Source organism: Sphingomonas sp. BK345, from assembly GCF_014193845.1.
Classification (GTDB): Bacteria; Pseudomonadota; Alphaproteobacteria; order Sphingomonadales; family Sphingomonadaceae; genus Sphingomonas.
In genome coordinates, this window is record NZ_JACHZX010000008.1 from 66,939 (window position 1) to 80,085 (window position 13,147).

General features: G+C 69.4%; 19 protein-coding genes and 1 tRNA gene. 18 read left to right on the forward strand and 2 right to left on the reverse strand.

Annotated elements, in window-relative coordinates:
- Positions 1–129: 129 nt before the first annotated feature.
- From FHY03_RS18780 to FHY03_RS18820, 9 genes are all read left to right on the forward strand, one after another.
- Positions 130–1,170 (forward strand): rod shape-determining protein, encoded by a 1,041-nt coding sequence (locus FHY03_RS18780; RefSeq protein WP_132907502.1) that lies wholly within the window; start codon positions 130–132, stop codon positions 1,168–1,170.
- 24 nt (positions 1,171–1,194) lie between these two features.
- The gene (gene mreC / locus FHY03_RS18785; protein WP_183932042.1) at positions 1,195–2,097 is read left to right on the forward strand and encodes a rod shape-determining protein MreC; all 903 of its coding nucleotides are present in this window, start codon (positions 1,195–1,197) and stop codon (positions 2,095–2,097) included.
- Positions 2,094–2,603 (forward strand): rod shape-determining protein MreD, encoded by a 510-nt coding sequence (gene mreD, locus FHY03_RS18790; RefSeq protein ID WP_183920259.1) that lies wholly within the window; start codon positions 2,094–2,096, stop codon positions 2,601–2,603. The genes mreC and mreD overlap by 4 nt, the downstream gene beginning before the upstream one ends.
- Complete coding sequence (gene mrdA / locus FHY03_RS18795; protein WP_183921400.1) at positions 2,603–4,714, forward strand: penicillin-binding protein 2; 2,112 nt, start codon at positions 2,603–2,605, stop codon at positions 4,712–4,714. The genes mreD and mrdA overlap by 1 nt, the downstream gene beginning before the upstream one ends.
- Entirely contained in the window at positions 4,711–5,817 is a 1,107-nt protein-coding gene (gene rodA / locus FHY03_RS18800) for a rod shape-determining protein RodA (RefSeq protein WP_183920258.1), read from the forward strand. The genes mrdA and rodA overlap by 4 nt, the downstream gene beginning before the upstream one ends.
- A 113-nt stretch (positions 5,818–5,930) precedes the next feature.
- Positions 5,931–6,006 (forward strand) — tRNA-Lys (locus tag FHY03_RS18805).
- Between the two features lie 86 nt (positions 6,007–6,092).
- On the forward strand, positions 6,093–6,461 hold the full coding sequence (locus tag FHY03_RS18810) for a DUF6481 family protein (RefSeq protein WP_183920256.1): 369 nt from the start codon (positions 6,093–6,095) through the stop codon (positions 6,459–6,461).
- Entirely contained in the window at positions 6,458–7,123 is a 666-nt protein-coding gene (locus FHY03_RS18815) for a spermidine synthase (RefSeq protein ID WP_183932043.1), read from the forward strand. The genes FHY03_RS18810 and FHY03_RS18815 overlap by 4 nt, the downstream gene beginning before the upstream one ends.
- Before the next feature lie 84 nt (positions 7,124–7,207).
- Positions 7,208–7,480 (forward strand): DUF1488 family protein, encoded by a 273-nt coding sequence (locus FHY03_RS18820; RefSeq protein ID WP_132907495.1) that lies wholly within the window; start codon positions 7,208–7,210, stop codon positions 7,478–7,480.
- 496 nt (positions 7,481–7,976) lie between these two features.
- On the opposite strand, the gene FHY03_RS18825 is transcribed toward FHY03_RS18820, so the two are convergent.
- Positions 7,977–8,591, reverse strand: coding sequence for a superoxide dismutase (locus FHY03_RS18825; RefSeq protein WP_183932044.1), 615 nt, complete (start codon positions 8,589–8,591; stop codon positions 7,977–7,979).
- Between the two features lie 63 nt (positions 8,592–8,654).
- The gene (gene pspF, locus FHY03_RS18830; RefSeq protein WP_183932045.1) at positions 8,655–9,728 is read right to left on the reverse strand and encodes a phage shock protein operon transcriptional activator; all 1,074 of its coding nucleotides are present in this window, start codon (positions 9,726–9,728) and stop codon (positions 8,655–8,657) included.
- Between the two features lie 175 nt (positions 9,729–9,903).
- Between pspF and FHY03_RS21225 the strand changes: the two genes are divergently transcribed.
- The 9 genes from FHY03_RS21225 to FHY03_RS18870 all read left to right on the forward strand — a co-directional run bounded on the left by FHY03_RS21225 (position 9,904) and on the right by FHY03_RS18870 (position 13,125).
- Complete coding sequence (locus tag FHY03_RS21225) at positions 9,904–10,035, forward strand: hypothetical protein (protein ID WP_260159435.1); 132 nt, start codon at positions 9,904–9,906, stop codon at positions 10,033–10,035.
- An 81-nt stretch (positions 10,036–10,116) separates the two neighbouring features.
- The gene (pspA, locus tag FHY03_RS18835) at positions 10,117–10,779 is read left to right on the forward strand and encodes a phage shock protein PspA (RefSeq protein WP_183920248.1); all 663 of its coding nucleotides are present in this window, start codon (positions 10,117–10,119) and stop codon (positions 10,777–10,779) included.
- 1 nt (position 10,780) lies between these two features.
- Positions 10,781–11,077, forward strand: coding sequence for an envelope stress response membrane protein PspB (gene pspB / locus FHY03_RS18840; protein WP_183920246.1), 297 nt, complete (start codon positions 10,781–10,783; stop codon positions 11,075–11,077).
- Positions 11,077–11,457: an envelope stress response membrane protein PspC gene (pspC, locus tag FHY03_RS18845; protein ID WP_183920244.1), complete on the forward strand. Its 381-nt coding sequence runs from the start codon at positions 11,077–11,079 to the stop codon at positions 11,455–11,457. Before pspB ends, pspC begins: the two co-directional genes overlap by 1 nt.
- 31 nt (positions 11,458–11,488) lie before the next feature.
- Entirely contained in the window at positions 11,489–11,797 is a 309-nt protein-coding gene (locus FHY03_RS18850) for a hypothetical protein (RefSeq protein WP_183932101.1), read from the forward strand.
- A gap of 23 nt (positions 11,798–11,820) precedes the next feature.
- Positions 11,821–12,108 carry a hypothetical protein gene (locus tag FHY03_RS18855; protein WP_260159436.1) on the forward strand — a complete coding sequence of 96 codons (288 nt, stop codon included), beginning with the start codon at positions 11,821–11,823 and terminating at the stop codon, positions 12,106–12,108.
- A 42-nt stretch (positions 12,109–12,150) separates the two neighbouring features.
- Positions 12,151–12,387: a hypothetical protein gene (locus FHY03_RS18860; RefSeq protein ID WP_260159437.1), complete on the forward strand. Its 237-nt coding sequence runs from the start codon at positions 12,151–12,153 to the stop codon at positions 12,385–12,387.
- Positions 12,388–12,413: 26 nt separating this feature from the next.
- Entirely contained in the window at positions 12,414–12,653 is a 240-nt protein-coding gene (locus tag FHY03_RS18865; protein WP_183920240.1) for a hypothetical protein, read from the forward strand.
- A gap of 55 nt (positions 12,654–12,708) precedes the next feature.
- Positions 12,709–13,125, forward strand: a complete 417-nt coding sequence (locus FHY03_RS18870) for a SufE family protein (RefSeq protein ID WP_183932047.1) — start codon at positions 12,709–12,711, stop codon at positions 13,123–13,125.
- Positions 13,126–13,147: the final 22 nt, after the last annotated feature.

Sequence of the window (13,147 nt, forward strand, 5' to 3'; positions counted from 1 at the left end):
AGCCGCCGCTTCCCGCGACCCCGCAGATAGAATTGCACGCATGATTCACGGCGGCGGCGCGCGGATCGGATATAGACGAACATGGCCGGTCAAGTCGCCCGGCGCGCACAGCAACGGACCCCAACCGCAATGGTATTCTCGCGCTTGTTCAAGATGACCTCGCACGACATGGCGATCGATCTCGGCACCGCGAACACGGTGGTGTACGTGCGCGGGCGCGGCATCGTGTTGAACGAGCCGTCTGTCGTCGCGGTCGAGACGGTCAACGGCCAGAAGCGGGTCAAGGCCGTCGGCGAGGACGCCAAGCTGATGATGGGCAAGACCCCCGGCTCGATCGAGGCGATCCGCCCGCTGCGCGACGGCGTCATCGCCGACATCGACGTCGCCGAGCAGATGATCAAATATTTCATCGAGAAGGTGCACGGGCGCCGGCGCTTCATGCGCTGGCCCGAGATTGTGATCTGCGTGCCCTCGGGCTCGACCAAGGTGGAGCGGCGCGCGATCCGAGACGCCGCGCAGAACGCGGGCGCCAGCGCGGTCTATCTGATCGAGGAGCCGATGGCGGCGGCGATCGGCGCGGACATGCCCGTCACCGAGCCGGTCGGCTCGATGGTGGTCGACATCGGCGGCGGCACGACCGAGGTGGCGGTGCTGTCGCTGCGCGGCCTCGCCTACACCACCTCGGTTCGCGTCGGCGGCGACAAGATGGACGACGCGATCGTCAGCTACGTCCGCCGCAACCACAACCTGCTGATCGGCGAGGCCACCGCCGAGCGGATCAAGCAGGAGCTGGGCTGCGCCAAGCCGCCGATCGACGGCATCGGCAAGACGGTCCACATCAAGGGCCGCGACCTGGTCAACGGCGTGCCCAAGGAAATCCAGATCAACCAGGCGCAGATCGCCGAGGCGGTGAGCGAGCCGGTCGCCGCGATCGTCGACGGCGTCCGCATCGCGCTCGAGAATACCGCGCCTGAGCTCGCCGCCGACATCGTCGACCAGGGCATTGTCCTGACTGGCGGCGGCGCGCTGCTGCAGGGCCTCGATGAGGTGCTGCGCGACGAGACCGGGCTGCCCGTGACAGTCGCGGACGACCCGCTGATTTGCGTCGCGATCGGCACGGGCCGTGCGCTCGAGGACCCGATGTTCCGCGCTGTTCTTCAGAACGGGTAAGCTCGAGGCGAGGAGATGGCGGCAATGGCGCCGTCACGGGATCGGCGTCCGGGCTTCTCGCGGCGCGCGCAATATAGTCTGTTCCTGACCTACATCCTCGGTATCGCCGGGGCGGTGGTCGGCGGCGTACTGCTCGCGCTGTCGACCTTCAACCCGGTCGCGTTCAACGCGTTGCGCTCGGCGGTCGCCGAGCTGACCGCGCCGCCCGCCGCGCTGCTGGCGGGCGCGGGGAGCCAGCTCGCCTCTGTCCCGGACGCGATCGCCAGCCACTTCCAGGTGCGCAGCGAGAACCGACAGCTGCGTGCGCGGCTGAACCAGGCGCGCGGCGCGCTGCTCGCCGGCCGCCAGGCGCAGATCGAGAATGTGCGGCTGCGACGCCTTCTCGTACTGCGCGATCGGCTACCGGAGACGATCGCGGCGGCGCGGATCGTGAGCACCAGCGCGTCGAGCACACGCCGCTTCGGGCTGCTCAACGCTGGCAGCTTCCAAGGCGTGGCGGACGGCCAGCCGGTGACGGGACCGGAGGGGCTGATCGGGCGCGTGCTGTACGTCGGCCCTGATACCGCGCGCGTGCTGCTCATCACCGACCCGGAGAGCGTCGTACCGGTCCGCCGCACCCGCGACGGCCGCCCCGCGCTGGCGGCCGGTCGCGGCGACGGGCTCGTCGACGTGCGCACGATCGACACCGCGGACGGGCGCTTCCGCCCCGGCGACCTGTTCGTCACCTCGGGCACGGGCGGCATCTTCGTCCCCGGCGTGCCGGTCGCGCGGGTGCTGCGCGCCGGTACGGACAGCGCGCCGGCGCGGCCGTTCGCGCGCCCCGACTCGCTCGACGTCGCGCTAGTGCACCGCGCCTTCATGCCGCCGCCCCCTTCCCCGCCCGCTCCCGCGCCCAAGCCGTCGCCCACTCCCACGCCTGACCCGTGACGCTCCCCGCGCGCCCGCTGTTCAAGGAACCGCTACCGCCCGGCCGCGCGCGCCTGCTCCCCTGGGCGAGCGTGCTCGCCGGCTCGCTGGCGACGACGCTGCCGTGGAATGCCTCGCTCGGGCTCCTGCCGCCGCTGGGACTGCTGATGATGCTGTCGTGGCGGCTGCTTGCGCCACTGTCGCTGCGCGTCTGGGCACCGGCGCTGCTCGGGCTGTTCGACGATCTCGTCTCGGGTCAGCCGCTCGGCAGCGCGATGCTGCTGTGGACGCTGGCCTTTTTCCTGGTCGAGGCGCTTGAGGCGCGCTCGGGCGTGCGCGACTTCGCGCAGAGCTGGGCGATCGCCGCGGTGGCGATCGCGCTCGCGCTGGCGGGGGGACGGCTATTCGCGAGCCCGCTCTCCGCCTATGTCGACGGCGTGCTCGTGATCCAGATCATCCTCTCCGTCCTGCTCTTCCCCGCCGCCGCCCGGCTGGTGGCGTGGATCGACCTCAAGCGGGCACGCTGATGGCGCGGCCGCCGCGCGTCATGACCGAGGCCGCGCAGGCCTACAGCTTCTCGCGCCGCGCCTGGCTGCTCGGCGCGGGCCAGATCGGGCTGGGCGGGCTGCTGATCGGGCGCATGGGCTATCTCGCGATCACGCAGAACGAGCATTACAACCTGCTCTCCGAGCGCAACCGCGTGAGCATGACGATGATCCCGCCGCGGCGTGGCTGGATCGTCGACCGCAACGGCCAGCCGATCGCGAGCAACCGCACCGACTTCCGCGTCGACGTCATTCCCGACCGGCTCGAGGACAAGGAGCGCACGCTGGCGCGGCTGCGCGCGCTGCTCGGGCTCGACGACGAGGAAGTGGCGCAGATCGAGGCCGAGCTGAAACACTCGCCCGGATTCCGCCCGGTCGAGATCGCCGAGAACATCGACTGGGACCGCTTCGCCGCGGTGCAGGTGCGCCAGCCCGAGCTGCCCGGCGTGGCACCGTCGCGCGGCTTCGCCCGCCACTATCCGCAGGGCGCCGCGGTGGCGCATCTGATCGGCTATGTCGGCGCCGCGACCTCCGAACAATATAAGAAGGTGCGCGACCCGCTCTATCTCACCCCCGGATTCAAGCTCGGCAAGGACGGGCTGGAGAAGACGATGGAGCCGCTGCTGCGCGGCACCGCCGGCGCCAAGCGCGTCGAGGTCACCGCACGCGGCAAGCTGGTCAAGGAGCTCGCCACCCGCCCCGACGTGCCCGGGCGCACGCTGCGGCTGACGATCGACGCCGGGTTGCAGGAATATGCGGCGCGGCGGCTCGGCACCAACTCGGGCTCGTGCGTGGTGTTCGACTGCACCAACGGCGAGATGCTCGCGATGGTGTCGATGCCGGCCTATGATCCCAACAGCTTCTCCGAGGGAATCAGCCAGCTCGAGTGGAAGATGCTCAGCGAGAACGACCACGTTCCGCTGATGAACAAGGTGACCCAGGGCCTCTACCCGCCGGGGTCGACGGTCAAGCCGATGAACGGGCTGGCGCTGCTCGCCGCGGGGATCGACCCGAACGACCGCGTGTTCTGCTCGGGTGCGTTCCAGGTCGGCAACGGCGTGTGGCACTGCCACAAGCGCCACGGCCACGGCCCGCTCGATCTCAAGAACGCGATCATGCAGAGCTGCGACATCTACTTCTACGAGATGGCACGGCGCGTCGGCTACGACAAGATCGCGCCGGTGGCGCGCGCGCTCGGGCTCGGCCAGAAGTTCGACCTGCCCTTCGCCACCCAGCGCTACGGCACCGTGCCCGACAGCGAGTGGAAGCGGCGCAAGTACAAGACCGAGTGGAAGGTCGCCGACGCGATCAACGCCTCGATTGGTCAGGGCTACGTCCTCGCCAACCCGCTACAGCTCGCGGTGATGGCAAGCCGGCTCGGCTCGGGGTTGGAGCTGCAGCCGACGCTGATCCGCGACCCGTTCAAGCCGCGCGCTCAGCCGATGGCGATCGACCCCGACCATTTCCGCCTCATCCGCGAGGCGATGTACGGCGTGGTCAACGCCGGCGGCACCGGCGGCGCGGCGCGGATGCAGGTGCCCGGCGTCGCGATCGCGGGCAAGACCGGCACCGCGCAGGTGCGCCACATCAGCACGGCGGAGCGGCGCAGCGGCGTGCTCAAGAACGGGCAGCTGCCGTTCAAGCTGCGCGACCACGCCTTGTTCGTCTGCTTCGCGCCCTATGACAATCCGCGCTACGCCGCGGCCGTGGTGCTGGAGCACAACGGCCATACCGTGCGCAACCTCGACACGCCGATGATCGGGCGCGATATCATGACCTATCTGTTCGACCGCGAGCGCGCGCTGAAGAGCCTCGCCGAGGTCGAGCCGACCTGGGGCGGCGACATCCGCACGCGGATGGCGGCGGAGGCTGCGGCCTATCGCGCCGCGCACGCCCCGCCCCCGCCGCGCCCCGACCTCGACGACGTCGCCGCCACCGGCTCGGACGCGGTCGCCGCGGCGACCGACGCGTTGAACGCCACCGCCGAGGCGCAGGCGGCCGATACCGCGCGCGGCGATGGCCCCGCACGCACCGGCTCGCCCGAGCCCGACAGCGAGAGCGGGCGCGGCGACGGCGGGACCGGACGCGAGTGAGCGGCTTCGTCCCCGCCCCGCTCGCGGCGCTGCCGTGGCGCGTGCTGCTGCTGGTCGCCGGGATCGGCGGCTTCGGGCTGATCGTGCTCTACTCGGCCGCGGGCGGCAGCATGACTCCCTGGGTGGTGCCGCAGGGGCTGCGCTTCGTCGTGTTCCTCGCGGGCGCCGTGGTGCTGTCGCGCGTGCCGCTCGACTGGTGGAAGCGCTCGGCCTTCTGGATCTACGCGGTGATGCTGGTGCTGCTGATCATGGTGGAGCTGCTCGGCGCGGTGCGCGGCGGCAGCCAGCGCTGGCTCGGCTTCGGCCCGATCCGCATCCAGCCATCCGAGCTGATGAAGCTGGCGATCGTGCTGGCCTGCGCGCGCTTCTACGCGCTGCTGCCCGCGACCGAGACTCGGCGCTTCGCCGCTTTGTGGCCCGCGGCGGTGCTGATCGGGTTGCCGGCGATGATCGTGATGGCGCAGCCCGATCTCGGCACCGGGCTGATGATCTGCGCCGGCGGCGCGACCGTGATGTTCCTCGCCGGCATCCCGCTGCGGCTGTTCGCCGGCGGCGCGCTGGCCGCCGCGGTCGCGATTCCCCTCGCCTTCGAGTACGTGCTCCACGATTACCAGCGCCACCGCGTGCTGATCTTCCTCGATCCCGAGAGCGACCCGCTCGGCACCGGCTATCACATCAGCCAGTCGAAGATCGCGATCGGCTCGGGCGGACTGTTCGGCAAGGGCTTCCTGCAGGGCACGCAGAGCCACCTCGACTATCTGCCCGAGGGGCACACCGACTTCGTCTTCGCCACCATGGCGGAAGAATGGGGGTTGGCGGGCGGCGCTTTCCTGATCATCGCCTTCCTGCTCGTCATCCGCTGGGGCATCAACGTCGGCGTGCGCGCCGAAGACCGCTTCGCCAAGCTGGCCGCGGCGGGGCTCGCGACGACGATGTTCTTCTACATGGCGATCAACCTGATGATGGTGATGGGACTGGCGCCCGTGGTGGGCATCCCGCTGCCGCTGGTCAGCTTCGGTGGCTCGGCGCAGATGACGGTGCTGATCTCGCTGGGCATCCTGATGGGGATCGATCGCTCCTCCAAGTTGCGTCAGCGCTGGTGAGCGGCTTTTCTCGCCGCAGCGCGAAAATAGGGGTTTGCAAAGCCGGAGCACGTTGGTAGAGGCGCGCTTCCCGATCGCGGGGCGGCACCAACCGCTTCCTCCCCGCCGGTCACGGACGCATAGCTCAGTTGGTAGAGCAGCTGACTCTTAATCAGCGGGTCCTTGGTTCGAGCCCAAGTGCGTCCACCAGTTTTTTCAACGGCTCCGCAGCGATGCGGGGCCGTTGTGCTATGGGCCGGGACATCAACGGCCCCTTCGACGGAGACGACTCAGGCATGGCAGGCTTCAAAGCCCCCGATTTCAACGACCGCGCACAGGCGGCACGCGAGGCCAAGCAGAAGGCGCTCGAGCTGCTCAAGAACCGGCCCGCGCCCGACCCCGAGCAGGTGGCGGCGCGCGCCGCCGCGCGCGCGGCCAAGGAAGCGGCCGAGGAGGAGAAGCGCGCCGCGCACCGCGCCGCGATCGAGGCGAAGAAGGTCGCCAAGGAAGAGGCGCGCCGGCAGGCCGAGGCCGAGGCCGCCGCGGCCGAGCAGGCTGCCGCCGAGGCCGCCGCCAAGCGCGCCGTGTCGCTGCCGACCGCGGCCGAGCTCAAGGCGGCGCGCGACGCCCGCTACGCCGCCCGCAAGGCACGTCAGCGCAAGTGATCCAGCGCGAGCTGGTCGGGGTCGCCGAGGTCCCGGGCGGCCCGCCGCTGCGCCTGTTCCGGCGCGGCGCCGATCACATGATCGTGCTCGACCGCAACGAGCTGATGACCACGCGCATGAGCGGCTCGGAAGAGGCGCTCGGCACGATGACGTGCGATCGGCTTGGCGATCGTCCTGCGCCGCGATTGCTGGTCGGCGGTTACGGCATGGGCTTCACGCTCCGCGCCCTGCTCGGCCGGCTCGGTGCAGACGCCGAGATCCTCGTCGCCGAGCTGGTGCCTGGCATCATCGACTGGGCGCGCGGGCCGATGGCCGAGCTCACCGCAGGCTGCCTCGACGATCCCCGCGTCACGCTTGAGATCGGCGACGTCGGCGCGGTTATCCGGCGCGCGAGGCATCGCTACGACGCGATCCTGCTCGACGTCGACAACGGCCCCGACGGACTGACGCGCGAGGCGAACGACTCGCTCTATCATGCGGGCGGCCTCGACGACGCGCGCGCGGCGCTGGCACCGGGCGGGGTGCTCGCGATCTGGTCGGCCGCACCCGACCCCGCCTTCGCGCGCCGGCTGGCGCGCACCGGCTTCGCGGTGGACGAGGTGAAGGTGCGCGCGCGCTCCAACGGCAAGGGCGCCACCCACGTCATCTGGTTCGCGCGCTGACCCGATCATGCGGGTCGCGGGAACACCCGCGCCGGCTGCGGCTTTACCGCTCTTCTGTAGCTGCTGCATTCAAAGGGAGACGTTATGGCCGCGAACGAGCTGGAGATCGACAACAACTCGCTGCTCGACAACATCGACGAGCGCCAGGTGGAGTTCACCGCCGAGGTCGATGGTGACGAGCAGGAGTTCGCCGTGCAATATGACGTGCTCGAGGCGCTGAGCGGCGACGCCCCGGACGGCGACGCAATCGACATGTTCAACCGCTTCGTCGACGCGATCAGCGAGGCAGCGCTCTCGGCGCTGTCGCGCGGGAATGGCACCGGTCTCGTGATCGTCAGCGAGAACGATCTGGAATAATTCGGAAAGTTCGTTTGTCGGGCGGCGCAACAACACCATTGCGCGGCTCGCCGACTCGCGTCACTCTCCTGTCACAACGATAGCCGCACGACGGCGAGGAGAGGATCATGGACGTACCCAGCGCGCTGGTAGTGGCGGTCGGCGGGATCGGGGCTCTGGCCACGCTCGGCATGGTCGTGGTGTTCGCGCGCCGCGCACCGGATACACCGCGGCGCTGAGGGTGGTTCGAGCGGCGCGTCTCGCGAGGAAGCGAGGGGTCTTTCGAAAAGCTGAGTTTTCCTAAAAACCTTCTCCGTAAGGCGAGTGCGCGCGCAGCGCGTCGGTGGGGCGTTCGGGGTGGTGAGTCCAACAAACCTCGCGACGCGCGACACCCTCCGTCAGGCCCTCGGCCTGCCACCTCCCCTTGCAGACGAGGACCTCTCCCGGCGAGGTTCGAGAAGTCGCCGGCAGGAGCGCCACCCCGGTCTCCCCGGGGCGGCGCCCTTACTCATTTACCTCAGGCCGCAGCAGCGTCGAAGCGACGACCCACCTCGTCCCAGTTCACCACGTCCCACCACGCCTTGAGGTAGCCCGGCCGGTCGTTCTTGTAGGTGAGGTAATAAGCGTGCTCCCACACGTCGTTCCCCAGGATCGGCGTGCCGCGGTCGCTCACCACGTCCATCAGCGGATTGTCCTGGTTCGGCGTCGACGTGACCTTGAGCTGGCCGCCCTGGTCGACGATCACCCAGGCCCAGCCCGAGCCGAACTGGCCCGCGCCCTTGGTGTTGAAATCCTCCTTGAGCTTGTCGAGCCCGCCATAAGCGTTGATCGCGTCGGCCAGCTTGCCGCTCGGCCCGCTGGTGCTGCCGGGCTTCCCCATGATCTTCCAGAAAAAGTCGTGGTTCCAATAGCCACCGCCATTGTTGCGCAGCAGCGGCGGCAGCGACGAGATCTGGCCCAGGATCTGCTCGATCGACTGGCCCTCCAGCTTCGGGTCCGCCGCGACGCCCTCGTTGAGCTTGTCGGTGTAAGCCTTGTGGTGCTTGTCGTGGTGGAAGGTCATCGTCTCCTTGGAGATGACCGGCTCCAGCGCGTCATAATCGTACGGCAGCGGCGGGAGTTCGAAAGCCATGGGATCCTCCTGTGGGTTCGCGTGCGCAACGCGACGCCCGCCCAAATGGCTCCCGCGCGATCGTTACGCAACCGCCCCGATCAGGTCGTGGCGGCGCAGCGCGTGCCGCAGCTGGTCGTAGCTCAGCCCCAGCGCCTCGGCGGTGGCGCGCTGGTTGAAGCGGTTGTCGGCGAGCGCCTTGGCGAGCAACTCGCGCTCGAACCGCGCAACCCGGCTCTTGAAGTCGGACGGGCCGACCTCGCAGGCCGCCACCTCCTCGTCTTCCGGCTCGGCGGGCGCCTCGCGCGACGGCTCGCCCGGCGATGTGCCCGCCGCGGCGGCTGATGGCGGCGCGCTCGACGCTGCCGGCCGCGGCGTACCGGGACGATAGGGCGAGGCGAAGGGATCGAACTCGATCTCGCCGATCGCACCGCCGCGTTCCCAGCGGTAGACCGCGCGCTCGACGACGTTGCGCAGCTCGCGCACGTTGCCGGGCCAGCGATAGGAGCGCATCAGCTCCATCGCCTCATCGGTGAACCCCTCCCATTCGTCGCGCCCGAGCTCGGCGGCCATGCGGCGCCCGAAGAAGTCGGCGAGCACCGCGATGTCGCTGCGCCGCGCCCGCAGCGGCGGCAGCGTCACCACCTCGAACGACAGCCGGTCGAGCAGGTCGGCGCGGAAGGTGCCGGCGTCGACTCGGTCGGGCAGATGCTCGTTGGTCGCGGCGACGATGCGGACGTCGACACGGCGCGGGCGCGAGGCGCCGATGCGGGTCACTTCGCCATATTCGACCGCGCGAAGCAGCCGCTCCTGCGCCCCCATCGACAAGGTGCCGAGTTCGTCGAGGAAGAGCGTGCCGCCATCGGCCTCCTCGAAGCGGCCGACACGGGCCTTGGTCGCGCCGGTGAACGAGCCCGCCTCATGCCCGAACAGCTCGGCCTCGATCAGCGTCTCGGGCAGGGCTGCGCAGTTCATCGTCACCAGTGGCTGGTCCCAGCGCTGGCTGAGATGGTGGAGCCGCTCTGCCACCAGCTCCTTGCCGGTTCCGCGTTCGCCGATCACCAGGACCGGACGGTCGAGCCCCGCCGCGCGGCTGGCGCGCTCGAGCGCGTCGAGGAAAACGCCCGATTGACCGACGACCTGAGTGGTTCGCTCCATGCGCCAACTTCTGGCGCAAAACGCCAAGCGCTGGCAACCGTCGAAATCTTCCTAGTGGCTTGAAGACGTGCTGGTGCGACCGAAAATGGCGGAAAAGCTAGGCTGACGAGCGTGCGGACGGATTTGGCACGCTTCCTGCAAAGCTTCCGGCAACTCAGGACGAAGGAGACACACCATGACCCGCACCGATCGCACCAGCAAGCTCGCCGCGCTCGCCCTCACCCTCGTCGTCAGCGCCACCATGGTGCTCGGCGCCGTCGGTCCGGCGACCGCGCTCGGCGACGCACCGATCCACCGGGTGGCGTGACACGCCGCGCGGCACGGCACCCTCCCCGCCGCCCGCGCGATCCGCTACAAGGGACCGACTGACGCAGGAGTCCTTATCGAGATGGGCATTTTCTCCCGCACCCGCGACATCGTCGCCGCCAATATGGCCGAGCTGCTCGAGCGAGCGGACGACCCGGCGAAGATGGTCCGCATGATCATCCTCGAAATGGAGGAGACGTTGGTCGAGGTGCGCGCCTCCGCCGCCCGCACCATCGCCGATCAGAAGGAGATGCGGCGGCACATCCAGAAGCTGGCCGAGATCGAGGCGAGCTGGACGGAGAAGGCCGAGCTGGCGCTGTCGAAGGATCGCGAGGACCTCGCGAAGGCGGCGCTGGTCGAGCGCGGCAAGGCGGCCGAGATGGGTGCGCAGCTGCGCGACGAGGTCGCCACGCTCGACGAGGCGCTGCGCTCGTCCGAGGAGGACATCGCCAAGCTGCAGAACAAGCTGCGCGAGGCGCGCGCCAAGCAGAACGCGATCGCGACTCGTCTGGAGAGCGCCAACACCAAGGCCAAGCTGCGCGAGATGTGGAACGGCCCCAAGACTCACGACGCGTTCAGCCGCTTCGAGGTGCTGGAGCGTCGCGCCGACGAGGCCGAGGGTCGCGCCGAGGCGATGGGCCTGACCCCGCGCACCCTGGACGACGAATTCGATGCACTGCGCTCCAGCGACAAGATCGACGCCGAGCTGGCGGCGCTCAAGGCCAAGCTGAACCGGGAGAATTGAGGTGGAAGACGTCTTTGTCCCGTTGATCGCGATCACCTCGCTGTTCATCGGCCTGCCCTGGCTGATCCTTCACTATGTGACGCGGTGGAAGACCGCGCCGCGGATGACCGACGAGGACGAGCGGCTGCTCGACGAGATGTACAATCTCGCGCGCCGGCTCGAGGATCGCGTCAACACCGTCGAGCGCATCGTCGCCGCCGACAATCCCGATTTCCGCCCGGGCATGGCCGATTACCGCGGCCAGCCCGACTATCGCCTCGACCAGCCCGCGACGCGCTCGATCGATCGGAGGAACTGATGTCCGACAGTCGTACCAAATTCTACCTCGATCCGCAGAACCGCCAATGGAAAGGCGTCTGCGCCGGGATCGCCGATTATACCGGTATCGAGGTCATCTGGGTTCGGGTGGCGATGGTGCTGCTGACGCTGGCGGGCGGCTTCCCGTGGACGCTGATCGCTTATGGCCTGATCGCCTGGATGGCGGAGCCCAAGCCCGCCGGCCTGTACCAGGACCGCGAGGACCAGAAGTTCTGGCAGGGTGTGCGCTCCAATCCGAAGCGCTCCACCGCCGAGGTGCGCGCCAAGTTCCGCGAGATCGACCGGCGGCTCGCCGACATCGAGCTGCACTATACCAGCCGCAACAGCGCACTCGCGCGCGAGATCGACAGCCTGCGCTGACACGGCGCGAGAGGGAGGCACGGACATGGACATGGGTTGGATGGTGCCGGTGGGGATCGTCACCGCGGTGAGCGCCTCGCACGCCTTTCGCACCTGGGTGCGCGCGCGCCACGGCTATCCGCTCGACGACGACCGGCGCGGCCGGCGACGCCATGGCGCGCACGCGCTCGCCGGCGACACGATCGGCGCCGATCGCAGCGTCGCGCTGCTGGAGGCCGAGAACGAGCGGCTCACGGGCAAGGTCGGCCGGTTGGAGGAGCGGATCGCGGTGCTGGAGCGGATCGCGACGGATCCCGCAGTGCGCACCGCGCGCGAGATCGAGGCGCTGCGCGACCGCTGACGCCATAACCGGAGGAACACGCCATGTGGTTCGAACAGCTCAACGGTTTCACCCTCTTCATGCTGGCCTTCGTGGTGATCGGCCTGCCCGTGATCCTCGGCGGGGGCGGCGAGATGTTCCGCCGCTGGCTGACCCACAAGGAGCGGATGGCGCAGGTCCTGACCGAGGCCACCGCGGAAAGGGCCGCGCAATATGCGGCGCAGACCGAGCGGCTCGAGGCACGCGTCCGCGTGCTGGAACGGATCGCCACCGACCGCGGCGCCGACGTCGCGGCTCAGATCGAACAATTGCGCGACGATCGGCTCAACTGAGCCGCGCGCGCCACGAGGGAGAGTAAGATGGGTCCGTTCTCGATGGTCATCGCCATCGTCTTCATCCTGATGATCGGCCGCGTACTGCAGGAACGCTACCGCGCGATCGGCCGGGTGCGCGACGGCGACGGCGCCGGTTACCCGAGCATCGACGTCGCCCGCTCGCAGGACGACGTGCGCCAGCTCAAGGAGCGCGTCGCCGTGCTCGAGCGCCTCATCACCGACAACCACGGCCGCGCCGATCTGGAACGCCAGATCGAGCAGCTGCGCAACCGCTGACCTCAACCCGTACGGAGACGGCAGCCATGTCCGATCCCACTTTCTACCTCAGCATGGCAGCGACCGGGCTCGCCGGGCTGGCGATGCTGATCTACGCCGCGCTCAACGGCTGGCGCGGCTGGCTCCAGCTTCAGCACGAGCAGCTCGGGCACGAGCGCGTGGGCCACGCCCCGGCGCCGCCCAGCGCGGGCGCGCGGATCGAGATCGCCGATCTCAAGGAGCGGATCCGCAAGCTCGAGGCGATCGCGGCGGGAGTGGACCTCTGACCGGTGCAGCTCTGCGCGGTTGCGGCGCGCGCGTGCGGCGGCTAGCCCGCGCGCGATGACCGACACCGCTCCCACGCTCGACGCGATCCGCGAGGAATATGAGTTCGTCGAGGGCGATGACCGCTACCGCCTGCTCGTCGAGCTGGGCCGCTCGCTCGAGCCGATGCCCGCGGCGCTCAAGACCGAGGCGACGCTGGTGCGGGGCTGCTCCGCCTCGGTCTGGGTCTATCCGACGGTGGCCGAGAACGGCACGCTCCACTTCCTCGCCGACAGCAACGCCGCGATCACCAAGGGGATCATCGCCCTGGTCCTGCTGACGGTGCAGGACCGCGCGCCGGGCGAGATTCTGGCGACGCATGTCGAGCGCGAACTCGAACCGTTCGAGCTCAAGGCGCAGCTCAGCTCGAACCGCACTCAGGGCATCCCGAACATGATCGCGCTTATCCGCGAGACCGCGAGGCGCTACGCTTGAGGCAAGCGGGTGGCGCGTGACA